Source organism: Saccharothrix violaceirubra, from assembly GCF_014203755.1.
Classification (GTDB): domain Bacteria; phylum Actinomycetota; class Actinomycetes; order Mycobacteriales; family Pseudonocardiaceae; genus Actinosynnema; species Actinosynnema violaceirubrum.
This window is the reverse complement of record NZ_JACHJS010000001.1, coordinates 1,683,509-1,707,701: the sequence shown is the minus strand read 5'-3', so window position 1 is coordinate 1,707,701 and position 24,193 is coordinate 1,683,509. Positions and strand designations below refer to the sequence as shown.

The 24,193-nt window shown below is 72.1% G+C and carries 19 protein-coding genes and 1 pseudogene; 8 read left to right on the top strand and 12 right to left on the bottom strand.

What is annotated here, in order from left to right:
- The first annotated feature begins 95 nt into the window (after nucleotides 1–95).
- Entirely contained in the window at nucleotides 96–1,856 is a 1,761-nt protein-coding gene (locus F4559_RS08560; RefSeq protein WP_184667339.1) for an HSP90 family protein, read from the top strand.
- Nucleotides 1,853–4,645 (top strand): hypothetical protein, encoded by a 2,793-nt coding sequence (locus F4559_RS08555; RefSeq protein WP_184667337.1) that lies wholly within the window; start codon nucleotides 1,853–1,855, stop codon nucleotides 4,643–4,645. The genes F4559_RS08560 and F4559_RS08555 overlap by 4 nt, the downstream gene beginning before the upstream one ends.
- A gap of 368 nt (nucleotides 4,646–5,013) precedes the next feature.
- Here F4559_RS08555 and F4559_RS08550 read toward each other — a convergent pair whose 3' ends face one another.
- The 4 genes from F4559_RS08550 to infC form a co-directional block, all read right to left on the bottom strand.
- On the bottom strand, nucleotides 5,014–5,847 hold the full coding sequence (locus tag F4559_RS08550; RefSeq protein WP_184675569.1) for a TrmH family RNA methyltransferase: 834 nt from the start codon (nucleotides 5,845–5,847) through the stop codon (nucleotides 5,014–5,016).
- A 5-nt stretch (nucleotides 5,848–5,852) separates the two neighbouring features.
- Nucleotides 5,853–6,242: a 50S ribosomal protein L20 gene (rplT, locus tag F4559_RS08545; protein WP_184667336.1), complete on the bottom strand. Its 390-nt coding sequence runs from the start codon at nucleotides 6,240–6,242 to the stop codon at nucleotides 5,853–5,855.
- A 54-nt stretch (nucleotides 6,243–6,296) separates the two neighbouring features.
- On the bottom strand, nucleotides 6,297–6,491 hold the full coding sequence (rpmI, locus tag F4559_RS08540) for a 50S ribosomal protein L35 (protein WP_184667334.1): 195 nt from the start codon (nucleotides 6,489–6,491) through the stop codon (nucleotides 6,297–6,299).
- 74 nt (nucleotides 6,492–6,565) lie between these two features.
- Nucleotides 6,566–7,165: a translation initiation factor IF-3 gene (gene infC / locus F4559_RS08535; RefSeq protein ID WP_184667332.1), complete on the bottom strand. Its 600-nt coding sequence runs from the start codon at nucleotides 7,163–7,165 to the stop codon at nucleotides 6,566–6,568.
- A gap of 277 nt (nucleotides 7,166–7,442) precedes the next feature.
- Between infC and F4559_RS08530 the strand changes: the two genes are divergently transcribed.
- A complete protein-coding gene (locus F4559_RS08530) occupies nucleotides 7,443–7,784 on the top strand; it encodes a DUF1844 domain-containing protein (RefSeq protein WP_184667330.1) in 342 nt (113 codons plus the stop codon).
- A 61-nt stretch (nucleotides 7,785–7,845) separates the two neighbouring features.
- Here the strand turns inward: F4559_RS08530 and F4559_RS08525 are convergent, their stop codons facing one another.
- Nucleotides 7,846–8,442 carry a hypothetical protein gene (locus F4559_RS08525; protein WP_184667328.1) on the bottom strand — a complete coding sequence of 199 codons (597 nt, stop codon included), beginning with the start codon at nucleotides 8,440–8,442 and terminating at the stop codon, nucleotides 7,846–7,848.
- A gap of 77 nt (nucleotides 8,443–8,519) precedes the next feature.
- On the opposite strand from F4559_RS08525, the gene F4559_RS08520 reads away from it, so the two are divergent.
- Nucleotides 8,520–10,796, top strand: coding sequence for an ATP-binding protein (locus F4559_RS08520; RefSeq protein ID WP_312865530.1), 2,277 nt, complete (start codon nucleotides 8,520–8,522; stop codon nucleotides 10,794–10,796).
- A gap of 138 nt (nucleotides 10,797–10,934) precedes the next feature.
- Here the strand turns inward: F4559_RS08520 and F4559_RS08515 are convergent, their stop codons facing one another.
- The 3 genes from F4559_RS08515 to F4559_RS08505 are packed head-to-tail and all read right to left on the bottom strand — an operon-like array spanning nucleotide 10,935 to nucleotide 13,042.
- Entirely contained in the window at nucleotides 10,935–11,318 is a 384-nt protein-coding gene (locus F4559_RS08515) for a RidA family protein (RefSeq protein WP_184667324.1), read from the bottom strand.
- A 9-nt stretch (nucleotides 11,319–11,327) separates the two neighbouring features.
- Nucleotides 11,328–12,077: an IclR family transcriptional regulator gene (locus tag F4559_RS08510; RefSeq protein ID WP_184667322.1), complete on the bottom strand. Its 750-nt coding sequence runs from the start codon at nucleotides 12,075–12,077 to the stop codon at nucleotides 11,328–11,330.
- A complete protein-coding gene (locus tag F4559_RS08505) occupies nucleotides 12,074–13,042 on the bottom strand; it encodes a sugar kinase (RefSeq protein ID WP_184667320.1) in 969 nt (322 codons plus the stop codon). Before F4559_RS08505 ends, F4559_RS08510 begins: the two co-directional genes overlap by 4 nt.
- A gap of 107 nt (nucleotides 13,043–13,149) precedes the next feature.
- On the opposite strand from F4559_RS08505, the gene F4559_RS08500 reads away from it, so the two are divergent.
- Genes F4559_RS08500 through F4559_RS08490 form a run of 3 tightly spaced genes read left to right on the top strand, consistent with a single transcriptional unit; the run spans nucleotide 13,150 to nucleotide 17,413 of the window.
- A complete protein-coding gene (locus F4559_RS08500) occupies nucleotides 13,150–14,421 on the top strand; it encodes an amino acid deaminase (protein ID WP_184667318.1) in 1,272 nt (423 codons plus the stop codon).
- A gap of 14 nt (nucleotides 14,422–14,435) precedes the next feature.
- Nucleotides 14,436–16,025: an N-acyl-D-amino-acid deacylase family protein gene (locus F4559_RS08495; protein WP_184667316.1), complete on the top strand. Its 1,590-nt coding sequence runs from the start codon at nucleotides 14,436–14,438 to the stop codon at nucleotides 16,023–16,025.
- Nucleotides 16,022–17,413, top strand: a complete 1,392-nt coding sequence (locus tag F4559_RS08490; protein ID WP_184667314.1) for a GntP family permease — start codon at nucleotides 16,022–16,024, stop codon at nucleotides 17,411–17,413. Before F4559_RS08495 ends, F4559_RS08490 begins: the two co-directional genes overlap by 4 nt.
- A gap of 62 nt (nucleotides 17,414–17,475) precedes the next feature.
- Here F4559_RS08490 and F4559_RS08485 read toward each other — a convergent pair whose 3' ends face one another.
- The 3 genes from F4559_RS08485 to uvrA all read right to left on the bottom strand — a co-directional run bounded on the left by F4559_RS08485 (nucleotide 17,476) and on the right by uvrA (nucleotide 22,052).
- Nucleotides 17,476–18,348, bottom strand: a complete 873-nt coding sequence (locus tag F4559_RS08485; RefSeq protein ID WP_184667312.1) for a hypothetical protein — start codon at nucleotides 18,346–18,348, stop codon at nucleotides 17,476–17,478.
- A gap of 393 nt (nucleotides 18,349–18,741) precedes the next feature.
- Complete coding sequence (locus F4559_RS08480; RefSeq protein ID WP_312865529.1) at nucleotides 18,742–19,137, bottom strand: SRPBCC family protein; 396 nt, start codon at nucleotides 19,135–19,137, stop codon at nucleotides 18,742–18,744.
- A gap of 59 nt (nucleotides 19,138–19,196) precedes the next feature.
- Nucleotides 19,197–22,052, bottom strand: a complete 2,856-nt coding sequence (uvrA, locus tag F4559_RS08475; protein ID WP_184667310.1) for an excinuclease ABC subunit UvrA — start codon at nucleotides 22,050–22,052, stop codon at nucleotides 19,197–19,199.
- A gap of 81 nt (nucleotides 22,053–22,133) precedes the next feature.
- Here uvrA and F4559_RS08470 point away from each other — a divergent pair.
- A pseudogene (locus F4559_RS08470) lies at nucleotides 22,134–22,949 on the top strand (maleylpyruvate isomerase family mycothiol-dependent enzyme); the annotation flags it as partial.
- Here the strand turns inward: F4559_RS08470 and F4559_RS08465 are convergent.
- Nucleotides 22,916–24,097, bottom strand: coding sequence for an acyltransferase family protein (locus tag F4559_RS08465; RefSeq protein ID WP_312865528.1), 1,182 nt, complete (start codon nucleotides 24,095–24,097; stop codon nucleotides 22,916–22,918). The pseudogene F4559_RS08470 and the gene F4559_RS08465 overlap by 34 nt on opposite strands.
- Nucleotides 24,098–24,193: the final 96 nt, after the last annotated feature.

Below are 24,193 nucleotides of genomic sequence, written 5' to 3'. Positions count from 1 at the left end.
GCGGGCACACCGCCGAAAACCGGGTCCGGCCGCACAGAGAGACAGCTCTAGAATCGACCGTCCTCCGGACCCGACCCCTAGGTGGAACGCACTCCATGGCACACACCTTCGGTGTCGACCTGCGCGGGATGATCGACCTGCTCAGCCACCACCTGTACAGCAGCCCTCGCGTGTACGCGCGGGAACTGCTCCAGAACGCGGTGGACGCGATCACCGCACGCCGCGCGCTCCAGCCGGACGCGCCCGGCGAGGTGGTGGTGGAGCCGGTCGAACCCGGCGGGAACGGCACCTTCCGCATCTCCGACACCGGCATCGGCCTGACCGAGCGGGAGGTGCACGACCTGCTGTCCACGCTCGGTCGCACCTCCAAGCGCGACGACCTGGGCTTCGCCCGGCGCGGCTTCCTCGGCCAGTTCGGCGTCGGCCTGCTCTCGGCCTTCCTGGTGGCCGAACGCATCCGGCTGGTCAGCCGCAGCGCCAAGGGCGGCCCGGCGGTGCGCTGGAGCGCGGACTCGGCCGGCAACTACGAGGTCGAGGTGGACGACGACGCGCGCGTCGAGGTCGGCACCACGATCGAGCTGGTGCCGCACCGCGACTCCGAGCACTGGCTGGAGCACGACGTCGTGCGCGCGCTCGTCGTCGAGTACGGCGAGCTGCTGCCCGTGGGCGTCGTGGTCGGCGGCGAGCGCGTGACCTCGGGCGAGCTGCCCTGGCAGGGCGGCGAGGACCTGCTCGCGTACGGCGCGCGGGTGCTCGGCGTCGAGCCGTTCGACGCGATCCCGGTCGAGGTGCCGGCGGTCGGGCTGACCGGCGTGGCGTACGTCCTGCCCCGGGGTGTGCACCCCGGCGCGCGGCAGTCGCACCGCGTGTACCTCAAGCGGATGCTGGTCGGCGAGGCCATCGAGGGCCTGCTGCCGGAGTGGGCGTACTTCGTGCGGTGCGTGGTCGACTCGACGTCGTTGCGGCCGACCGCGAGCCGTGAGGCGCTCTACCAGGACGAGACGCTGCTGGCGGTGCGGGAGGAACTCGGCCGCCAGGTGCGCGACTGGCTGGTACGGCTGGACGCGACCGACCCGGACCGCACGTCGGCGCTGCTCGACGCGCACCACCTGGGCATCAAGTCGCTGGCCCGGGTCGACGACGAGATGCTGCGGCTGGTCGAACGCTGGCTGCCGTACGAGACCACCGAGGGCGGCCAGACCCTCAAGCAGTTCAAGCGCAAGCACGGCACCGTGCTGTTCCTGCCGGACGTGGACGAGTTCCGCCAGCTCGCGCCGGTCGCGCACGCGCAGGGCATGGGCCTGGTCAACGCGGGCTACGCCTACGACCTGGAGATCATGGAGCGGCTGGTCGCGCTGGACGGGCCGTTCGCGGCCCGGCGGGTGGCGCCGACCGAGGTGCTCGCCGCGCTGGGCGACCCGGAGCCGGACGTGGAGCGCGCGTTGCGGGAACGGCTCGTGCTGGCCAAGGACGTGCTGGGCCGGCACGACTGCGAGGCCGTGCCGCGCGACTTCGACCCGGGATCGCTGCCCGCGTTGCTGATGACCAACGTGGAGGGCGAGCGGCGGCGCGACGCGAAGCAGGCGTCCGAGGAGGCCGACCCGCTGTGGGCGGACCTGCTGGGCAGCCTGGTGGCCGACGACTCGGGCGCGGCGCAGCGGCTGGTCCTCAACTGCCGCAACCCGTTGGTGCGCAAGCTCGCCACGCTGACCGACCAGGCACTGGTCGAGCTGACCGTGGAATCGCTGTACGTGCACGCCGTGCTCCAGTCGCGCCGGCCGATGCGGCCCCGCGACACCGCGGCGTTGAACAACTCCTTCCTCGAATTGCTGGACCGGGCGGTGGGCAACCGATGAGTGACCGCAAGCAGGCTGCCGAGCGGCAGTTCGTCGACGCGTACCACATGCCCGAGGGCATGCCGCGCCACGAGGCGCTGGAACGCGCGGCGAGAACCGCGGACGACTGCGACCACCTGCCGCTGGGGGTGAGCTGCCGGATCGCGTTGCTGCGGTCGAGCCACGACCTGGGGCGCTACGACCTGATGCTGCCCGCGTTCGCGTGGCTGGGCACCGCCGAGCAGCGCGACGCCTCGGCGTTCGACGAGTGGGAGGTCCACAACTACGACTGGGCCCACAAGTGGATCGTCCACGGGCTGCTGGGCGACCCCCGGTTCAGCCGGGCGCAGATCGACTCGGTGGTGGCGGCGCTGGAGGACCGCTACCGCCGGCACGGGTTCTCGATGCAGCCGGTGCACGGCGCGCGGACCGACGTGGCCGAGTCCCTCGGCGACGCCGAGGCGTACCGCGAGCACTTCGCGCGCTACCTGGCCACCGAGCGCGGGCCGATGAGCGACTGCGAGGCGTGCGTGATCGAGGAGCAGGCCGGCCACCTGATCCGGCAGGGCCGGTACGCGGAGGCCGTCGCGCACGCCGAGCACCAGCTCGAGCGGGACAACGGGTGCGCGACCCAGCCCCAGGGCATCCTGACCACGCTGACCCCGGCGTTCGTGGCGCTGGGCGACCTGGACCGGGCGCGGGACGCGCACGTCGTGGCCCACCGCCTGGTGCGCGACGACGAGGCCGGGCCGTACCTGTCCGACCACCTGGAGTTCTGCGCGACGTCGGGCAACGTGCGGCGCGGCGTCGACCTGCTCCAGCGGCACCTGCACCGGGTGCACCACTCCCCGAGCCCTTCGCAGGCCATGTACTTCTCGGCCGCGGCGGCACTGCTGCTGAGCCGGGTCGACTTCCCGGTGGAGTTCGCGGTGCCGCGCGACGGCGTCACCACCTCCACGTCGGCGACCGCGCTGCGGGCCGCGCTGGAGGCGCGGGCGGTGGAGCTGGCCGCGCGGTTCGACGAGCGCAACGGCTCGTCGGCGACCGGTGACCGGGTGCGGGCGATCCTGACGGCGGCGGACACCGTGCCCGTGCCGCTGATCGTGCCGGTGCCGTCGCTGGTCGTGCCGCCGATCGAGGAGCCGCCGGTGGTGGCCGACCCGGTCGAGCTGGCCGAGCGGATGGCCGAGGCGTTCGACCAGGGCGACTTCGTCACGGGCATCCGGATGCTGCGGTCGCTGCCGGCCGAGCTGGACCCGTTGCTGCCCGAGCACCTGGCCGCGTTGGTCGCGGTGCGGCGTGCGCTCGTCGAGGGCCACGGCCGGCAGCGCGACGAGGTGCTGGCCGAGGTGGACTCGGCGCTCGACCGGCTGCGTGCGGCCGGCGAGCACGACCTGGCCAACCGGTTCCTGGGCCGGAGCATGACGTTGCGGCTCGACACCCTGGGCCACGACGCGTGCGTCGAGCGGCTGCGGGCGTGCATCGCCGAGGCGGACCGGTCGGGCACGCCGTACTCGCGGGTGCTGCTGCGGCTGCTGCTCGCGGACGTGTTCGGCGACTCGGACGACAGCGAACAGCAGTCCGAGTTGATCCTGGAGGCCGCCGCGCTGGCCGAGGAGTCGGTGCCGGAGCTGGTGTCGCGCGTGCGGTGCGACGGCGCGCAGCTCCAGGCGTCGACCGGCGAACTGGACGCGGCGTACTCGACCGTGACGCGCCTGCTCGCGTCGTCGCCGGGACCGTCGGTGCGGTTCGACGCGTTGCGACTGAAGGTGAAGCTGGAGACCGTGCGCGGCGACGAGGCCGCGATGGACACGGCCGAGCTGTTCGTCGCCGATTTCGCCTCGCCGCGCGGTCCGTGGGTCGCCGAGACGCACCGCCAGCGGGTCGCGTCCGTCGAACGCCTCGGTCTGGAGGGCGACTACCTGCCGCAGCTGCGCGACGCCGTGGCCGTCGGCCACGACCTGGGCGTGCCGGACGACGTGGCCAAGGCGTGCTACGCACTGGCCGGCGGCTACCTGAAGGGCAACCGCTTCGTCGAGGCCGCCGAGGCGCTGGAGGAGGCCGTGCGCATCCTCGAGTCGGCCGAGGTCGACCCGGACATCGTCGTCCCGGTCCGCTACCGGCTGGGTCAGACGTGCGCCCGGCTCGGCGAACTCGCCGAGGCGCGCGGCCACCTGGAGACCGCCCTGGGCCTGGTCGACGAGTCCGAGCCGTGGCGCATGGCACTGGTGCTCGACGTGCTGGGCGGCGTGCTGCGCCGGCAGGAGTCGCCGAACGAGGCGGCAGCCGCCTACGCCCGTGCCGCGCGCTGCTGGCAGGAGGTCTCGGAGGCGGCCGAGGCGGCGGGGTCCTGGGTCGAGTCGGCCTCGGCCCTGCCCGAGGAGGAGAACCAGGCCTGCCTCGAGGCGCTGGAGGCGGCCACCGCCCTGCTGCCCGAGGTGGCGGAGGAGCACCACCGCACCCACCTGACCGCGCGCGTGGCCGCGATCCGCGCGTTCGTGCACACCAGGATGGGCGAGTTCGCCGAGGCGATCGAACGCAACACGGTCGCCGAGGAACTGGCCGCACAGCTGGACGACGCCGACTGGCGGACGTTCCTGGTGGCCCGGGGCGCCCGCTTCCACCTCGACTCGGGTGACCCGGCGACCGCCGAAGCGGAGGCCCGCCGAGCCGCCACCCTCATGACGGACCAGACGCCCCACCAGATCCTCGGCGACACCGCCGCCGTGCTGGAGGAATCGCTGCGGGCCCAGGACAAGCCGACGGCCGACCCCCTGCTCCGCGCCCTGACCGCCCGCCTGGACGACTAGAAAGCAGTGCGGTCGCCGGTGCCCGGGGTGGCCGTCCAGCCGATCCGGGCACCGGGACCTCGTCGCCGACCAGTGGCCGCCGACCAGGCGAATTCGCCTGGTCGTGGCCGCTGCGGGAAAAGTGCGAAGCACCCGGCCGGATGGTTCGCGTGGCTGCCGTCGGAGCGGTCGATCGTGGACCGTGCCCGGTCGTGGCGATCGCGACGTCCCGGACGTCCGGACCACCCCCGCCGCGCGGGCCGCGTCCTTCCCGTCCGGCACCTTCACCCGAGCGATGCGGGTGCGGCCGACGACATGCGGGTGGTGGTCGCCGATGCCCCGGCCGGGTTTCCCGACGTCGACGCGCGGCGGATCGCCCGACCGGAAGTTCAGGCGCGGTGGGCCCGAGCGGAGGCGTAGAGGCACACGGCGGCGGCGGTGGCCAGGTTCAGGCTTTCCGCCCCGCCGTAGATCGGCACCTTCAAGCTGGCGTCCAACGAGGCCACCACCTCGTCGGGCAGCCCGTGGGCCTCGCTGCCGAACACCCAGGCGGTGGGCCGGGTCAGGTCCCCGCGCAGATCCGCGGTGACCAGGTCCTCCGGCGCGTAGCCGTCGGCCGCGATCAGCCGCAGTCCGGCGGCGCGGCACGCGGCGAACACCTCGTCGGCCGACCGCGACCGCGCCACGGGCAGGTGGAACACGCTTCCCGTGGACGCCCGCACGCACTTGCCGTTGTGCGGGTCGACCGTGTCCCCGGCGAACAGGACCGCGTCCGCACCGGCCGCGTCGGCGACGCGCACGACCGTGCCGGCGTTCCCCGGATCGGACACCCCGTGCAGGACGGCCACCAGTCGGGCCCCGCGCGACGCGACCTCGAGCGGCACGTCGACGGGAGAGCACACGGCCACGACGCCCTGCGGCGTCACGGTCTCGGACAGCGCCGCGGCGGCCCGATCGGTCACCGGGCTCACCGGCACCCCGGCGTCGACGGCGGCACGGACCAGTTCGGCGTGGCGCGCATCGTCGGTCACGAACAGCTCGTACACCCGACCACGTCCGGCGGCGGCCCACGCCAAGGCTTCGCGCACGGCCTGTGCGCCTTCGGCGAGGAATCGCCCGGCCCGGTCACGACCGGCACGTCGGGTGAGGCGCTTAGCGGCGACGACCCGAGGGGTCCGTTCGGTGAACGGGCCGTCCTCGGGTCGTCGGACTCCGGTGTTCAGGCTGTTCAGCCCTGGTCCCCGGCGGGCGCGTTGACGTCGCTGGGCAGCGCCGCCTTGGCCAGCTGCACGAGCGCGGCGAACGCGCCCGGGTCGCTGACGGCCAGCTCGGCCAGGATCTTGCGGTCGACCTCGATCTCGGCGAGGCGCAGACCCTGGATGAAGCGGTTGTAGGTCAGGCCGTTGGCACGCACACCGGCGTTGATGCGCTGAATCCACAGCTTGCGGAAGTCACCCTTGCGGGCGCGACGGTCCCGGTAGGCGTAGTTGAGCGAGTGGAGCACCTGCTCCTTGGCCTTGCGGTACAGCCTCGAACGCTGGCCGCGGTAGCCGCTGGCGAGCTCAAGGGTGGTACGGCGCTTCTTCTGGGCGTTGACAGCCCTTTTGACGCGTGCCACGGGTCCATCCTGTCGATCTCGTGGGGCGTGCGCCCCGGGTGTTCAAGGGGAGGGTCAGATACCGAGCAGCTTCTTCAAGCGGGGCACGTCGTTCTTGGCGACCTCGGTGGTGCCGCTGAGGCGACGCGTCAGCTTGCTGGACTTCTTCTCCAGCAGGTGGCGCTTGCCGGCCTTCTCGCGAACGAGCTTGCCGCTGCCGGTGACCTTCACGCGCTTGCCGGTCCCGCTGTGGCTCTTGTTCTTGGGCATTTCCGTCCTCGTCTCGTGCAGCCACCACGGGGGTGTGGGCGGCCGTGCCTACTCCCGGCCCGCAGGTCGGGAGGTCACTCCTCGACAGACTCCGCCGCGTCGTCCTGGTCCTGCTTGACCGGGCGGGTCTTCGTGGTCTTGTGCGGGGCCAGCACCATGATCATGTTGCGGCCGTCCTGCTTCGGGTTTGACTCGACGAACCCCAGCTCCGCGACGTCCTCGGCGAGCTTCTGGAGCAGCCGGTACCCCAGTTCCGGCCGGGACTGCTCACGGCCGCGGAACATGATGGTCACCTTGACCTTGTTCCCGTGCGACAGGAAGCGGGCGACGTGGCCCTTCTTCGTCTGGTAGTCGTGCGGGTCGATCTTGGGCCGGAGCTTCTGCTCCTTGATGACCGTCAACTGCTGGTTGCGGCGCGACTCGCGGGCCTTCTGCGCGCTCTCGTACTTGAACTTGCCGTAGTCCATGAGCTTGCAGACCGGCGGCCGAGCCTGCGCGGCGACCTCGACGAGGTCGAGATCCGCTTCCTGGGCGAGTCGGAGCGCGTCCTCGATGCGAACGATCCCGACCTGCTCGCCGTTCGGCCCGACCAGTCGAACCTCGGGCACGCGGATGCGGTCGTTGATGCGCGGCTCGGTGCTCGCGGGAGCACCTCGGTTCGAGGGACTTGTCATTCACGTCCTTTGTGACTCGTTGTGCGCCAAAGACAAGAGGCCCCACACCTGCCCGGTGTGAGGCCCGCTCTTCCGACCGATCGCACAACGAAGGGCGCAGTCCACCCTACGAGGGACCGGACCCGGCCACCTGCTCGAAGCGGCGGACGCGGGTGGGAGCGGGGCTCCACTTGCCGTCCCCACTGGTGCGGGGACTGGTCGCGCCGGAAATAGTAGCAGACGCGCTTGTCAACCCCCACATCGGCGACCCGGGGCGGGCGGTTGCGACAATGGGCGCGTGACCGACCAGCCCCAGCACCCCGTCCGCGAACTGTCCGACGTGCCCAGCGTCGAGGTGATCAGCAAAGCGGCCGTCATGCTCCTGTCCGCCGCCGCCGAACGCCTCGGGCTCGCCGACGAGGACCCGGACACCAGCCCGCACCGCGACCTCGACGAGGCCCGGCGGTTGATCACGGCGCTGGCCGGGTTGATCACCGCGTCGGTCGAGTACCTCGGACCGCACGCCGGGCCGTTGCGCGAGGGGCTCCAGTCGGTGCAGCGCGCGTTCCGCGAGACGTCGGCCGTGCCGGACGAGCCGGGCCAGGGTCCGGGCGAGAAGTTCACGGGGCCGGTGTACTGACGCCTGCCCGCGCCACCCGAGTACGTGTTTCAGGGTGTCCGAGTGGAGGACTCGCGGGGTTTCACGGGGTCAGGCCCAGGGTGCGGAGGCGGTGGGCGGCCAGGGCCGCGACGGTGTCGGGATCGCCGGCACGCCACCCGGCGGCCGGGTCCGAGGCGAAGCGGGACAGGGCCGTCGGAGAGAGGGTCGTCAGGGCTTGGAGGGCCAGGAGGTCCATCCGACCCGCGGCCCGCAGGCGACGGGCGGCCCCGGCGCGGCGGGCGTAGCGGAGGCGGACCGGGAGCCAGAGCAGCAGCAGGAACGCCGTGGGCACGGCGATGAACGCCACGGTGAGCCACAGGGCGGTCGTCTCCACCGCCTCGATCTGGGTGGTGCCCGCCGTCGCCAGCGTGTCCCCCGCGCCGTCTCCCCGACCCAGGGCGTCCGCCAGGTTGTCGCCCACGAGGGGGACGTCACGGGCCTTGGCGGCGGCCTCCGCGAACGTGTCGCCGAGGCTCCGGCCCGCCGAGGCCAGTGCCTCGCCCGGGGCCCGCAGGGTGAGCACGGCGTCCCGGACGCCCAGGGCCACGGTCACCCAGAACCAGGTCCACGCCGCGGCGAGGACGTCGGCCACGAGTTGACGGACAAGGCGGACCGGGCGGTCGGCGTACCACTTCACGGGTGTCAGCAATACACGATCAACGTCACGGGTTTCACGCACGAGATCACTTCGGAGTCGCATTAGGGTTAACCGGTGTGACGTTCGGTGATCTGCTGCGCGGCTACCGACTCCGGGTGCGCCTCACCCAGGAGGAACTGGCCGAACGCTCCGGGGTGAGCGTCCGGGCCATCAGCGACATGGAACGCGGCCGGGCCCGGGGTCCTCAACGGCGTACGGTCGAGGCGCTGGCCGCCGTGCTGGCGCTCGGCGACGACGACCGCGCCGGTCTGCTGGCGGCGGCCAAGGACGGCCGTGCGCGCAAGGACGCCGCGCCGGTCCGGCTCGAACCGTGCGCGCTGCCGCCGGACGTCGTCGACCTCACCGGGCGCGAGGGCGAGTCGGAGGTTCTTCGCCGGTTGGCCGACCAGGCCGGCCGCACCGAGGTGGTCGTGGTGCACGGGCCGCCCGGTGCCGGGAAGACGAGTCTCGCGGTGCGGGCCGGGTACGCGTTGACGGCGTCGTTCCCGGACGGCTGCTTCTTCTTCCACCTGCGGGGCATGGACCCCCGGCCACTGCACCCGTCCGAGGTGGTGCACCGGATGCTGCTGGCCCTCGGGGTCGCCGAGGACCGGATGCCCGGCAGCGAGGCCGAGCGCACCGACCTGTACCGCGAGCTGCTGCGCTCCCGTTCCACGCTGCTGGTCCTCGACGACGCGGCGGACGAGGCACAGGTCCGCCCCCTGCTGGCCACCGGCGAGCGGTCGCTGGTGGTCGTCACCTCGCGCGCGGTGCTCGGCGGGCTGGCCGCGACCAGGTTGGGGCTCGACGTCCTGGCCCCGCGCAGCTCGGTGGCACTGCTCGAAACCATCGCCGGCGACCGGGTGCGGCGTGAACCGGACGCCGCGCGCAGCGTGGCCGGCCTCTGCGGCCACCTGCCGCTGGCGTTGCGCATCGCGGGCAACCGACTGGCCAGCCGACCCCGGTGGACCGTCGGGCACCTGGCCGAGAAGCTCACCGACGAACGCCGCAGGCTCTCCGCGCTGACCGCGGGCGATCTGCGGGTCCGGCCCGCGTTCGAGATGTCCTACCGGCAGCTCGACGACACGGCCGCCCGCCTGTTCCGCCGCCTCTCGCTGGTGCCCGGCCGCGACTTCGCGCCGGAGACGGTCGCCGTGCTCGCCGACGTCGACCCGGGTACGGCCGAGGACACGCTGGAGGAGCTGGTCGACGTCAGCCTGGTCGCGTCGGGCGAGGTGCCGGGCCGCTACTTACTGCACGACCTGGTCCGCGTGTTCGCGGGTGAACGACTCGCGGACGAGGAACCGGACGTCGGGTCGACCCGGCACCGGATGGTGTCGTGGCTGCTCGCCCGGGCCGCGGCGCGGGCACGCCGGTTCGACCCGGAAGCGCTGGACGCCGGGCCGCGGGACCGGGCCGACGCGGACGCGTGGCTGCGCACGGAGACGCCGAACTGGCTGGGCGCGCTGCGGATCGCGGCGGAGACCTCGATGCACGCCGAGACGCTCGACCTGGCGACCGCCATGCACTGGTACTCCGACCACCGCGGTCTCGCGTCCACGTGGGAGGAGGTCTTCACCGCGGGCGTGGCCGCGGCCCGGGCGCTGGGCAGCCGGCGGGACGAGGCGGTGCAGCTGAACTTCCTCACGTGGACGGTCAGCGTCCTGTTGCGCCGGCGGGAACAGGCCCTCACCCTGTTCGAGCCCGCGTGGCAGGCCGCCGTGGAGTCCGGTGACGTGGTGGAGCAGGGGTGGGCCAAGCACTACCGGGCCGCGTCGGAGATGCGACTGGGCGAGTTCGAGCCCGCACGGCGGCATTCCGCCCAGGCGCGCGACCTCTTCCACGAAGTGGGTTACGTGCTCGGCGAGACGATCGCGCTGTCCTGCCACAGCCTCGTGCTGCACGAGCTGGGGCGGTTCCAGGAGGCGGCGGACGCCCACCTCGGGCTGGTGGCCGATCTGCGCGCCGACCGGGTGCGGATCGCGCCCGCGGTGCGCGACGAGATCGAGTCGAGCCTGCTGCTGCGCGCGGCGAGCAGCCTGTCCGCGATCGCGCGCTGGGCCGAGGTGCTCGACCTGGCGAGCGAGGCGTTCGACCTCGCCGTGCGGTCGTCGGCGAGCGGCTGCGAGTGCGAGGCCGGTTACCTGCGCGGGTTGGCGCTGCTGCGCCTCGGCCGGCCCGCCGAGGCGCAGGCCGTGCTCGACCGCGCCCTGTCGATCGCGGTCGAGCAACGACACCCTCGTGAAGACGACATCCCCGCGCTGCTGGCCGAGGCCGGCCGGACGCTTGACGTCCCGACCGCGGTCGGGGAGTACCCCGCCCGGGCCGCCGACGTCCGGTCAACCGATCGGTGACGCGTTGCGGCTCATCGCCCTGTCCCTTCCGTGTCTCCGGTCGTCGGGGACGTGTCCCAGTCTGGTGGCCGGAGGGACGTCCGCACCACGCAGAACGACCGGCAGAAGTGCCGGGCCGGAACCGCCGGTGCGGAACCGTCAGTCCAGGACGGCGAGCACGTCGATCTCGACCAGCAGCCCGGCGGGCAGGCCGACGTAGACGGTGGTGCGCGCGGAGAACGGCTCCTCGGTGAAGAACTCCGCGTACGTCTCGTTCAGCTCGGCGAAGTGCGCGGTGTCGGTCAGGTACACGCGCACCATCACGACGTCGGCGAGCGACGCGCCGCCGGCGGCGAGCACGGCCTGGACGTTCTTGAACGTCTGCCGGGTCTGCTCGGCCACGGTCGTGCCGACGATGTCGCCGGTCGCCGGGTCGAACGCGACCTGGCCGGCCACCTGGAGGATGTTGCCCTTGCGCACCCCCTGGGAGAACCGGGCCACCGGGGTGGGCGCGTTCTCGGTCCGGATCTCGATCTTGGCCATGTCTTCCTCTCAGTCGCGCGGCGTCCAGCCGCACTCGACGGATGCCGCCCGCGCGGTCGCGAGCAGGTCGGGCAGGTGGGCCAGCAGGCCGGCGTAGTCCAGCAGCACCTTGGGCACGGACATCGACACGGCCGCGACGACCTCGCCGCGCGGTCCCCGGATGGGCGCGGCGACGCAGTGGATGAAGTCCTCGTGCTCGGCGTTGTCGACCGCGTAGCCCTGCTCGCGCACCCGGTCCAGTTCGGCCAGGAACGCGCGCGGGTCGGTGATCGTGTTCGCGGTGAGCGGGGTGTACTCGATCGACTCGGCGATCTCGACGCGGCGGGCGTGCGGCAGGTCGGCGAGCAGCACCTTGGCCACGCCCGTGCAGTGCAACGGCGCCCGTCGGCCGATGCGCGAGTACATGCGCATCGGGTGGGTGCTGTCGTACTTGTCGATGTAGATGACCTCGCCGCCCTCGTAGGACGCGAGGTGCACGGTGTAGCCGAAGCGGGCGTTCAGGTCGCGCAGCGCGGGTTCGACGGTCCGCCGCACGTCGCGTTCCTCCAGCGCCCGGTTGGCCAGGTCGAACAGCGCGGTGCCCAGCCGGTAGTGGTGCACGCCGTCGCGCTGCACGAACCGGTGGGATTCGAGCGTGCGCAGGAGCCTGAGCGTGGTCGACTTGTGCACCTCGATGACGACGGACAGCTCGTCGAGCGTCTTCGGTCCGGTCGCCAACTGGCCCACCAGCGTCAACGCGCGGTCGAGGCTCTGGCTCATGACGGTCTCCCCAGGTGTGCGGCGGCCCACGTCGCCGGATCGGCGTCCAGCAGCGGCACGGTCACGTCGGCCGGCAGCGGCTCGCCGACATCCTCGCTGGTGAGCAACGCGGACGCGGCTTGGAGGTGCCCGGCGCGCAGTCGGCGTGTCGGCGTCTCGCCGGACAGGTGCGCGGCGAGGTACCCGGCGGCGAACGCGTCCCCGGCGCCGACCGGTTCGACCACGTCGACGCGCAGGGCCTGGTGGAAGACCGCGGCACCGTCCTCGACGACGGTCGCGCCGCGTTCGCCGTGCTTGATCACGAGCGTGGTGGGCGAGGGCAACAGGGCACGCAGGTCGTCGACGCCGTCGACGCCCCACACCGCGTGCGCCTCGTCCGAGCCGACGAGCACGATGTCGGCGGCGTCGGCGAGGTCGCGCAGCACGGCCGGGTCGCGGTCGCGCCACAGCGCGGGCCGCCAGTTGAGGTCGAACGACACCGGGACCGGCCGGGGCCGGGCCAGCACGGCGCGCAGCAGGTCGAGGCAGCCGTCGGACAGCGCGGCGGTGATGCCGGTGACGTGGATCAGCGCGACGTCGTCGAGCTTCACGCGGTCGAGGGTGTCCACACCCATCGCGGACGCGGCCGAGCCGCGCCGGTAGTAGCGGGTGCGGGTGCCGGTCGGGTCGGCTTCCTTGACGTAGAGCCCGGTCGGCCGGTCCGGGTCGACGTGCACGGCGCTCACGTCCACGCCCGCGCCGGACACGAAGTCGAGCACGGCACCGCCGAGCGCGTCGTCGCCGACCGCGCCGACCCACCGGCTGCGCACGCCCAGGCGCGCGAGGTGCATGGCCACGTTGGACTCGGCACCACCGATGGCGCGGGTCCACGTGCGCGCGGAACGCACCGGTCCCGGCTCGGCGGGGACGAGCACGGCCATGGTCTCGCCGAGGCAGACCACCCCGCCCGCTGGGTCGAACCGCATCCGTTCCTCCGCATTCGCACTGTCGAGGGGCGGCCTCTGGGACATTGACGGGCAGGCAGGCGAATGTTACACACGTGTGCATCACATCGCGCAATAGTCGTTGCGATATGTGCAACGTGAGGAGCGGGACAGTGGACATCGACCTGGACGCCGTGCTCGCGATCCGCGCCGAGCGGATCGACTGGCGGTTCAAGGGCCTGCCCGCCGGCACGTTCGGCGCCACCCTCGGCGAGGTCGCCGACCGGGGTCTGGACCTGTTCGCCGACGGTTTCGTCGGACCGCTCGTCGTGCTCGACCGCGCCGCGCTGGAGCACAACCTCACCACGATGGCACGCTGGTGCGCCGAACGCGGCGTGCTGCTCGCGCCGCACGGCAAGACCACGATGGCGCCCCAGCTCTTCGCCCGCCAACTCGTGCACGGCGCGTGGGGCCTGACCGCCGCGAACATCAGCCAACTGCGCGTCTACCGGGCGTTCGGCGTGCGCCGCGTGCTGCTGGCCAACCAGCTCGTCGACCCGGCCGGCCTGCGCTGGCTCGCGGCCGAACTCGACGCGCACCCCGGCTTCGAGTTCACCTGCTGGGTCGACTCGGTGGCGGCCGTCGAGCGGATGTCCGAGGTGCTCACCCGGCCCGTCGACGTGCTGGTCGAGCTGGGCGCACGGGGCGGGCGCACGGGTGCCCGCGACCTGCCCACCGCGCGTGCGGTCGCCGAGGCCGTGCGGCGCAGTCCGGTGCTGCGGCTCGCGGGCGTGGCCGGCTACGAGGGCGCCCTGGCGCACGACGCGTCGGTGACCTCGCGGTCCATCGTCGACAACTACCTGTTCCACCTGCGCGAGCTGGTCCTGGACCTGGACTTCGAGGTGGACGAGCCGATCGTCACGGCGGGCGGCAGCGCGTACTTCGACCAGGTCGCCGACGCGCTGACCGAGCCGTGGCCGTTCCGCGTGCGCCCGGTGCTGCGCAGCGGCGCCTACATCACCCACGACGACGGCTTCTACCGGGGCATCTCCCCCTTCGGCCGGATGCCCGGCGCGACCGGGTTGCGGTCCGCGCTGACCGCGTGGGCCCAGGTGACCTCACGCCCGCAGGAGGACCTGGCCCTGCTCACGCTCGGCAAGCGCGACGCGTCGTTCGACGAGGGCCTGCCCGAACCGCACGTGGTACGCGGACGCGACGGCATCGCGCGGCCCGTCAAGGCGACCGTCACCGCGCTCAACGACCAGCACACGTTCGTCTCGCTGCCCGCGGGCAGCCCGGTCGAGGTCGGCGACTGGCTGGGCCTGGGCCTGTCCCACCCCTGCACGGTGTTCGACAAGTGGCAGGTCATCCCGGTGGTCGAGGGCACGACCGTGGTGGACCTGGTGCGCACGTACTTCTGACGAGGAGGAACGGCGTGGACATCGTCTTCAACGGAGCGCTCGTGGTCGACGGCACGGGCGCGACCGGCCGACGCGCCGACGTCGGCGTGCACGACGGCCGGATCGCCGACATCGGTCCACGCCTGTCCGGCAGGCGCACCGTGGACGCGGACGGACTCGTGCTCGCACCCGGGTTCATCGACATGCACTCGCACTCCGACCTGCAACTGCTGGCCGCCCCCGAGCACCTGGCCAAGGTCTCCCAGGGCGTGACCACCGAGGTGCTGGGCCAGGACGGGCTGTCCTACGCGCCGGTGGACGACGCGGTGCTCGCGGCGTTGCGCGCGCAGCTCGCCGGGTGGAACGACGACCCCGCGGGCTTCGACTGGGACTGGCGGTCGGTCGGCGACTACCTGGACCGGTTGGACCGGGGCATCGCGGTCAACGCGGCGTACCTCGTGCCGCAGGGCACGTTGCGGATGCTGTGCGTGGGCTGGGAGGACCGCCCGGCCACACCGTCCGAACTGGACCGGATGCGCGAGGTCCTGGCGGCGTCCCTGCACGAGGGCGCGGTCGGCTTGTCGTCCGGGTTGACCTACACGCCGGGCATGTACGCGCCGCACGCCGAACTCGTCGAGCTGTGCCGGGTGACCGGGCGGCTCGGCGGGTTCTACAGCCCGCACCACCGCAGCTACGGCGCGGGCGCGCTGGAGGCGTACGCGGAGATGGTGGAGGTCTCGCGCTCCTCCGGCTGCCCGCTGCACCTGGCGCACGCCACGATGAACTTCGAGGTCAACCGGGGTCGGGCGGGCGAGTTGCTGACGTTGCTCGACGACGCGATCGAGGCGGGCGCGGACATCAGCCTCGACACCTACCCGTACCTGCCGGGCGCCACGTACCTGTCCGCGCTGCTGCCGAGCTGGGCGTCCGAGGGCGGCCCGGAAGCCACCCTGGCCCGACTGTCCGATGTGGACACCCGAGAGCTGATCCGCCGGGAGATCGAGGAGACCGGCTCCGACGGCTGCCACGGCGTGCCCGTCGACTGGGCCACGATCGAGATCAACGGTGTGCGACGGGCGGAGAACTCACACCTGGTCGGGCACAGCGTCGCCGCGTCCGCGCGAGCCGCGGGCAGACCACCGGCCGACCTGTACTTCGAGGTGCTGACGTCGGAACGCCTGGGTACGTCGTGCCTCATGCACGTGGGGCACGAGGAGAACGTCCGGCTGATCATGAAGCACCCGGCGCACACCGGGGGCAGCGACGGACTGCTGGTCGGCGACCGGCCGCACCCGCGCGCGTGGGGCACGTTCCCCCGCTACCTCGCGCGGTACGTGCGCGAACTCGGCGTGCTGGGCCTGGAGGAGTGCGTCGCGCACCTGACCGGACGGGCCGCGCGCCGGCTGCGCCTGCCCGACCGGGGCCTGGTGCGCACCGGGTACGCGGCCGACCTCGTGCTGTTCGACCCGGACACGGTCGCCGACACCGCGACGTTCGAACAGCCACGGCAGGCCGCGACCGGCATCCCGTACGTGCTGGTCAACGGCGTGCCGGTGATCGACGACGGCCGCCGCACGGACGCGTTGCCCGGACACTCCCTGCGCAACCCGGGGAGGCCGGCGTGATCGACTGGCTCCAGCACTCGACGGGCGGCCTGCTCACCCTGTCCGGGGTGGGCATCGCCGTCCTGCTGGTGCTGATCATCCGGCTGCGGGTCGAGCCGTTCATCGCGCTGCTCGTGGTCGGGTTGCTGGTGGCGCTGGCCGCCGGGCTGCCCGTGGAGGCCCTGGTCGGGTCGGCGCAGAAGGCGTCGGACTCGTTGGTGGAGAAGGGGTTCGGCGGCATCCTCGGCCACGTCGCCGTGATCGTCGGCCTGGGCACGCTGCTCGGCTCGATCCTGGAGGCGTCCGGCGGCGCGCAGGTGCTGACGCGGACGTTGCTGCGGGCGTTCGGCGAACGGCGTGCGCCCCTGGCGATGGGCCTGGCCGGTCTGGTGTTCGGCGTGCCGGTGTTCTTCGACATCGGCATCTTCGTGCTCGCGCCGCTGGTGTACGTGGCGGCCAAGCGCGGCGGGCGGTCGATCGTGCTGTACGCGTTGCCGCTGCTGGCCGGGTTGTCCGTGATGCACGCGTTCATGCCGCCGCACCCCGGACCGGTCGCCGCCGCCGGACTGCTGCACGTGGGGCTGGGCTGGATCATCGTGATGGCACTGGCCGTGGCGATCCCGTCCTGGTTCGTGGGCGGTGTGCTGTTCTCGGCGTGGATCGGCAAGCGCGTCGTCGTGCCGGTGCCCGAGGAGATGCTCGCGGCGGCCGAGAAGGCGCGCGGCGACCGGGACGAGCCGCCGTTGTCGCTGGTGCTGGGGATCATCGCGGTGCCGCTGGTGCTGATCCTGTCCGGCACGTTCGGGTCCGTGCTGTTGGCCAAGGGGTCGACACCGCTGGGGGTGTTCGCGTTCCTGGGTACGCCGGCCGTGGCGTTGACGATCTCCGTGCTCCTGGCGTTCTGGCTGTTGGGTTTCCGACGCGGCATGGACCGGGCGCAGGTGGCCGAGCTGTCGGCCGCGTCGCTGCGGCCGGTGGCGATGATCCTGCTCGTGGTCGGCGCGGGCGGGTTCTTCGGCGCCGTGCTGGCCGCGACCGGGGTGGGCAAGGCGCTCGCCGGGTCGCTGGCCGACCTCGGACTGCCGGTGATCGCGCTGTCGTACGTGATCAGCTGCGGGCTGCGGATCGCGCAGGGGTCCGCGACCGTGGCGATCGTGACGACGACGGGCATCGTGGCGCCGGTGGTCGCGGACCTCGACTACAGCCAGCCGCGACTGGCGTTGGTGGTCATGGCGATCGCGGCCGGGTCGATCATCGCCTCGCACGTGAACGACGGCGGGTTCTGGATCGTGTCGCGGTACTTCGGGTTGTCGGTGAAGGAAACGCTGCGCACGTGGACCGTGCTGGAGACGATCCTTTCGGTGGTGGGCTTCGTCGTGACGGCTCTGCTGAGCCTGGTCGTGACATAGGGCGACCCGCGCCCGCCGGAGGGGTGGCGGCGGGCGCGGGCCCTATAAGGGATGTGTCCTCCTCAGGCGCCCGCTTTGCCGCCCTGGGGGTTGGCGACGAACCAGGTCCCACCGACACCCTGGCCTTTCGCGTCACCGCACACCTTGTCGTCGACGAAGGTGTAAAGAGGCCATCCCGCGACCGTGAGCTGCTTGCCCTCCGGGCGGTCGACCGTGCCGACCAGGCTCCGGTCCACGCCCCGGACCTCGAAGTCGCCCTGGACGAGCAGCGGCGGCCACTTGGCCGCGCAGTCGCCCTCGCAGTTCGACTTGGCGGGCTTCGCGGTATCCTTGTCGAACCGGTACAGCGTCATGCCGTCCTTGTCCGTGAGCACGGTGCCGAGGTCGCCCACCGACGACGTGGTCAGCACGAGTCCCGCGTTCGGGGCGGCCTTCTTGTCGTCCGTGGCGGCCTTCTTGCCGTCGGTGGCGGCGGCGAACCACGTGCCGCCGACGCCCTGGCCCTTGGCCTCGCCCGGCGCCTGGTCCTGGGCGAAGCGGTAGAGGGGCCAGCCGGCGATCGTGAGCTGTTTGCCCTCCTGGCGGTCGACCGTGCCGACCAGGCTCCGGTCCACGCCTTCGACCTGGATGTCGCCGTCACCGGCGAGCGCCGGGGGCCACTTCGCCGCGCAGTCACCGTCGCAGGTGGACTCGGACGGCTTCGCGGTGTCCTTGTCGAACCGGTAGAGGGTCATGCCCTGGGCGTCGGTCAGGACGGTGCCGAGACCTTCGATCGTGCCGGCGGTCAGGGCGACCTCCGCCGGCTGCTGCTCCCGGAGCTGCTGTTCCTGCTGCGGTTGTTGTTGGGCGGCAACGGGTTGCGCACCGTTCTGCTGGCCGCAGGCACCGACGAGGGCCGCGACGGCAAGGGCCGCTACGACGCGGAAGCGGGTCATCGTGTCCTCCTTGGCTGATCGTCCGCATCCGACGCGGCGACCGACTGCCCAAGGACACGAGTCGGCACGCCCACCGGTTCGGTCTCCCAACCCCTATGTCCGCGAGTCCTCCACTCGGACACCCTGAAACACGCACTCGGGCACCCGTCCGGACGCCGGGAGGACCGCCTTCGGCGGTGGCCGGCGGGTCCGGGGCCGTTCCCCCGTGCCCGCCCCGATGTCCGAACGCACGACTCGCGTGCCCGGACGCGGTCCTCTACGCACAACTCGCGGTGCCTGAATGCACAACTCGCGGTGCCCCAACGTATAACTCGCGCGATGGGGGGGAGGGGATCACCCGATCGAAGGTGCCCGAGTGCGTGTTTCGGGGTGTCCGAGTGGAGGACTCGCGAGTCAGGGGCGGCGGCCGGCCTGGTAGCCGGCCAGGTAGGTGCGCAGGCCGCGGTTGCCGCTGCGCATCATGAGCCCGTGGTTGGCCACGAGGGCGGGGCGGGCCACCAGCGCCAGGCGGCGGAGCAGGGGCTTGGTCACGGTGACCTCCTGCTCGTAGCGCAGGAGCGTGCCCGTGCCGGACGGGCGGATCCGCCAGGCTGCGGTGCCGTCGAGATCGCCGACCAGCCGGGCCTTCAGCACGCCCGCCACCCGGTCCCGGGTGTCGTGGTGGGTCTCGAACACCAGGTCGTACGGCAACAGCGAACGGCAGCGCAGCCGTGCCGCCCGCTCCCCCACCTGTTCGGCCGCCCGGACCTCCCGCCACCACAGGGGGTAGCGGGCCAGGTCGGCGAGCACCTCGAAGGTCTGGTCGGGCGGTGCGTCGACCGACCAGACGCTGAGGAAGCGGTAGTGGTTCAGGCCAGCACCTCGCGCAGGAACTGTCCGGTGTGGCTGGACCCGACCCCGGCCACGTCCTCGGGCGTGCCCTCGGCGACGACCATGCCGCCGCCCGAGCCACCCTCCGGCCCCATGTCGACCAACCAGTCGGACGTCTTGATCACGTCCAGGTTGTGCTCGATCACGATCACCGTGTTGCCCTTGTCCACCAGGCCGTTGATCACGCCGAGCAGCTTGCGGATGTCCTCGAAGTGCAGGCCCGTCGTGGGCTCGTCGAGGATGTACACGGTCTTGCCGGTCGACCGCTTCTGCAGTTCCGACGCCAGCTTCACGCGCTGCGCCTCGCCGCCGGACAACGTCGGCGCGGGCTGGCCCAGCCGCACGTAGCCCAGGCCCACGTCCACCAGTGTGCGCAGGTGGCGGTGGATGGCGTTGATGGGCTCGAAGAACCCGGCCGCCTCCTCGATCGGCATGTCCAGCACCTCGGAGATCGTCTTCCCCTTGTAGTGCACCTCCAGGGTCTCCCGGTTGTACCGGGCGCCCTTGCACACCTCGCACGGCACGTACACGTCCGGCAGGAAGTTCATCTCGATCTTGATCGTGCCGTCGCCCGCGCACGCCTCGCAGCGCCCGCCCTTGACGTTGAACGAGAACCGCCCCGGCTGGTAGCCGCGCACCTTCGCCTCGGTGGTCGCCGCGAACAGCTTGCGGATGTGGTCGAACACGCCGGTGTAGGTCGCGGCGTTCGAGCGCGGCGTGCGGCCGATCGGCGACTGGTCGACCTGCACCAGCTTGTCGACGTGCTCCAGGCCCTTGATCCGGGTGTGCCGGCCGGGCACCTGGCGCGCGCCGTTGAGCTTGTTCGCCAGCACGGTCGCGAGGATGTCGTTGACCAGCGTCGACTTGCCCGACCCGGACACGCCCGTCACCGACACCAGGCAGCCCAGCGGGAACGACACGTCGATGCCGCGCAGGTTGTGCTCCCGCGCGCCGACGACCGTGAGCTGCCGCTTCTTGTCCACCGGGCGGCGGACCTCGGGCATGGCGATGGACTTGCGGCCCGACAGGTACTGGCCGGTGATCGACGTCTTGGACTTGAGCAGCTGCTGGTACGTGCCGCTGTGCACGACCTGGCCGCCGTGCTCGCCCGCGCCCGGACCGATGTCCACGACCCAGTCCGACGTGCGGATGGTGTCCTCGTCGTGCTCGACGACGATCAGCGTGTTGCCCAGGTCCCGCAGCCGGGTCAGGGTCTCGATCAGCCGGTGGTTGTCGCGCTGGTGCAGGCCGATCGACGGCTCGTCCAGCACGTACAGCACGCCCACCAGGCCGGAGCCGATCTGCGTCGCCAGCCGGATGCGCTGCGCCTCGCCGCCCGACAGCGTGCCGGACGCGCGGTCCAGCGACAGGTAGTTCAGGCCGACGTCGAGCAGGAAGTGCAGGCGTGCCTGGATCTCCTTGAGCACGGCGCCCGCGATCATGGCCTCGCGCTTGCCGAGCTTGAGCCCGTCGAGGAACTCCGAGCACTCGGCCACGGACATCGCGCAGACCTCGGCGATGGACCGGTCGCCCTTGTCGCCGTGGTGCAGCGTGACCGCGAGGATCTCCGGCTTGAGGCGCGTGCCCTGGCACACCGGGCACGGCACCTCGCGCATGTAGCCCTCGTACTTCTCGCGCATGTACTCGGACTCGGTCTGCTCCTGGCGGCGTTCCAGGAACGGGATCACGCCCTCGTAGTTCGCGTAGTACGACCGCTCGCGCCCGTACCGGTTCTTGTAGCGGACGTTCACCTGCTCGGGCACGCCGTGCAGCACGGCCTTCTGCACCTTGGCCGGCAGCGTCCGCCACGGTGCGTCCATGCGGAACCCGATCGTGGTCGACAACGACTCCAACAACCGGGTGAAGTACTCGGAGGTCTGGCCCGACGCCCAGGGCGCGATCGCGCCGTCGGCCAGCGACAGCTCGTCGTCGGGCACGACCAGCTCGGGGTCGACCTCCTTGCGCACGCCGATGCCGGTGCACGTGGGGCACGCGCCGTACGGCGAGTTGAAGGAGAACGACCGGGGCTCCAGGTCCTCGATCGCCAGCGCGTGGCCGTTGGGGCAGGCCAGGTTCTCGGAGAACCCGCGCACCCGGCCGGGGTCGTCCTCGGGCACGTCGACGAACTCCAGCTCGACCAGCCCGTCGGCCAGCCGCAGCGCGGTCTCGACCGAGTCGGTGAGCCGCTGCTTGGCCGACGCCTTCACGGTCAGCCGGTCGATCACCACGGCGACGTGGTGCTTCTCCTGCTTCTTGAGCTTCGGCACGTCGGCGAGCGCGTACACGGTGCCGTCGACCTTGGCCCGCGAGTAGCCCTGCGACTGCAGCGACGAGAACAGGTCGACGTACTCGCCCTTGCGCCCGCGCACGACCGGCGCGAGCACCTGGAACTTCGTGCCGCTCGCCATCGCCAGCACCTGGTCGACGATCTGCTGCGGCGTCTGCCGGCTGATCGCCTCGCCGCACGTGGGGCAGTGCGGCTTGCCCGCGCGGGCGTAGAGCAGGCGCAGGTAGTCGTAGACCTCGGTGATCGTGCCGACGGTCGACCGCGGGTTGCGGCTGGTCGACTTCTGGTCGATCGACACGGCCGGCGACAGGCCCTCGATGAAGTCGACGTCGGGCTTGTCCATCTGACCGAGGAACTGCCGCGCGTAGGCCGACAACGACTCGACGTAGCGGCGCTGACCCTCGGCGAAGATCGTGTCGAAGGCCAGGCTCGACTTGCCCGACCCGGACAGGCCGGTGAACACGATGAGACTGTCCCTGGGCAGGTCGAGGTCGACGCCCCGCAGGTTGTGCTCGCGTGCCCCACGCACCACAAGGCGGTCTGCCACGACGATTCCCTTCGGTCCCGAACAGGTGTTCGAGGAGAGTACTGGAGCACCGGTCCGGCGCTGTCGGGGGAGGCGCGGTCCATGCTAGAGCCGGCCACCGACGATTCCGGCTTCGCGGGCATCGCACGATCGTGCGCCAACGGCCCTACCGATCGCCTCACAAGCCCCCTACGCTGGGGTGATAGGCCATTCGGCGCACAAGCCGGGGATGGGGTGCCCATGAGTTCGACCGATGCCGCACAGGTCCGATCCGCCGGAACCACGGTACCCGCGCCACGCGAGCAGTCCGCCGCGGCGCAGGACGCGGTGGCCGGGATCGCCGAGGTGCGGCGGGCCGGGCAGGTCCTGTACGAGGTCGTCGAGCGGCTCGACCAGAGCGCGCTGCGCGGCCCGAGCCTGCTGCCGGGCTGGACCCGGGGCCACGTCGTGAGCCACCTGGCCCGCAACGCCGACGCCCTGGTCAACCTGCTCACGTGGGCGAAGACCGGGGTCGAGCACCCGATGTACCCGAGCGCGGCCGACCGGGAGGCCGACATCGAGGAGGGCTCGGGCCGGGCGCCGCAGCTCATGCGCGCCGACCTCGACGCGGCGTGTCGCCGGTTCCTCGTGGCCGCCGCCGACCTGCCCGCGACGGCGTGGGAGGCCGAGGTCGCCACCCGCCTGGGGCCGCTGCTCGCGCACCGCGTGCCGTGGCTGCGGGTGCGCGAGCTGTGGGTGCACCTGGTCGACCTGGACGCCGGGTTCGGCTTCGAGGGCGTGCCCGACGACCTGGTCGAGGGCTACATCGACGAGGTGGTCACGGCGTTCACCGGCCACGCGCACGCGCCGTCGGTGACCATCGAGGCGACGTTCCCCGACGGCCGTCAACGGACCTGGCCGTTGGGTTCGGGCAGTGCCGGCGAATCACGCACCGTCAGCGGCAGCGCGGCGGCCGTGCTCGGCTGGCTGACCGGCCGCCACAGCGGCGCCGAGCTGAACGGGACCGCGCCGACGCTGCCGAAGTGGCTCTGAGCGCGTAGTCCGGCGGTGAGCAGGAGCCCCGCCAACTCCGGGCGGCTCGCGGTGAGCGCGCGGTGGGCGGGGCGTTCGACGCAGCGGGTGAGCAGCCAGCCCAGGCCGACGGCCGTGCCCAGGAACGCGGCCAGTTCCACCCACGGCCCGTACCCGGCGACGGCGGCCATGACGACGTAGCCGATCTCCTGGTGCACGAGGTAGACCCCGTACGAGATGCCCGCCAGCCACCGGACCGGCCGGCGCAGGACGGTCAACGGCCACACCGTCCAGTCCGGTCCGGCGGCGCACGCCGCGACGGCCACGAGCATCACGCCCAGGGCCAGCGTCGACGGGACGTCGGCGCTGTGCACGGCCTGCGCGACCAGGACCGCGGGCAGCAGCAGGGCCAGGTGCCGGGTCGTGATGCGGTCGCGCGACCACAGCCAGATGCCGACACCGGCCGCGAACAACTGGGCGCGGTGCGCGCCGAAGCCGTCGTAGAACGTGCGCACGAAGCCGGGTTCGACCGTCCACACGCGCAGGACGAGCGGCGCGACGACGAGCGTCCACAACAGCACCGGCAGTCCCGCGCCGCGCACGCGGCCCACGAGCAGGGCGCCCGCGACGAAGCCGGCCACCTGGACCGGCAGGGTCCAGTAGGAGAAGTCGACCAGTCGGACGTCGGGGAACCAGTTCTGCAACATCAGGGCGTTGACCAGCAGGTCCCGGGGTTCGAGGAAGCTCCAGCCGGGCGGGGCGACGTAGCGCAGCACGGTGTAGGCGCAGGTCGCCGCCACCACGTAGGCGGGTAACAACCGGGCGAGGCGGTTGCGCAGGAAGCGGGCGGGTTCGCCTTTCGCCAACGCGGCGCAGGCGAAGAAGGCGGAGATGACGACCAGCGTGCTGGCACCCATCTCCAGGGAGAAGGTGAACGCGGGCGGTCCCAGTTCGCGGTGGACCGACGGCCCGGCGTGGGTGGCGTGTTGGAGGAGTACCGCCAGGACGGCGAGGATGCGCAGGACGTCCCAGTTGATCCGGCGTGTCTTCGGCACGAGTTCGGGTTACCCAGTTCGGCGTGAGGTCAAGTATCGGTGCGGGTATCTTGATCGTTACCAACGATATGGCACCGACCTGTGCGCCCGCTGAAG

What these genes read in the sequence shown, in the direction of transcription:
- F4559_RS08560 (WP_184667339.1), top strand. Translation starts at nt 96, where the DNA reads ATGGCACACACCTTCGGTGTCGACCTGCGCGGGATGATCGACCTGCTC.
- F4559_RS08555 (WP_184667337.1), top strand. Translation starts at nt 1,853, where the DNA reads ATGAGTGACCGCAAGCAGGCTGCCGAGCGGCAGTTCGTCGACGCGTAC.
- rpmI (WP_184667334.1), bottom strand. Translation starts at nt 6,491, where the DNA reads ATGCCCAAGAACAAGAGCCACAGCGGGACCGGCAAGCGCGTGAAGGTC.
- infC (WP_184667332.1), bottom strand. Translation starts at nt 7,165, where the DNA reads ATGACAAGTCCCTCGAACCGAGGTGCTCCCGCGAGCACCGAGCCGCGC.
- F4559_RS08515 (WP_184667324.1), bottom strand. Translation starts at nt 11,318, where the DNA reads ATGGCCAAGATCGAGATCCGGACCGAGAACGCGCCCACCCCGGTGGCC.
- F4559_RS08510 (WP_184667322.1), bottom strand. Translation starts at nt 12,077, where the DNA reads ATGAGCCAGAGCCTCGACCGCGCGTTGACGCTGGTGGGCCAGTTGGCG.
- F4559_RS08505 (WP_184667320.1), bottom strand. Translation starts at nt 13,042, where the DNA reads ATGCGGTTCGACCCAGCGGGCGGGGTGGTCTGCCTCGGCGAGACCATG.
- F4559_RS08500 (WP_184667318.1), top strand. Translation starts at nt 13,150, where the DNA reads ATGTGCAACGTGAGGAGCGGGACAGTGGACATCGACCTGGACGCCGTG.
- F4559_RS08485 (WP_184667312.1), bottom strand. Translation starts at nt 18,348, where the DNA reads ATGACCCGCTTCCGCGTCGTAGCGGCCCTTGCCGTCGCGGCCCTCGTC.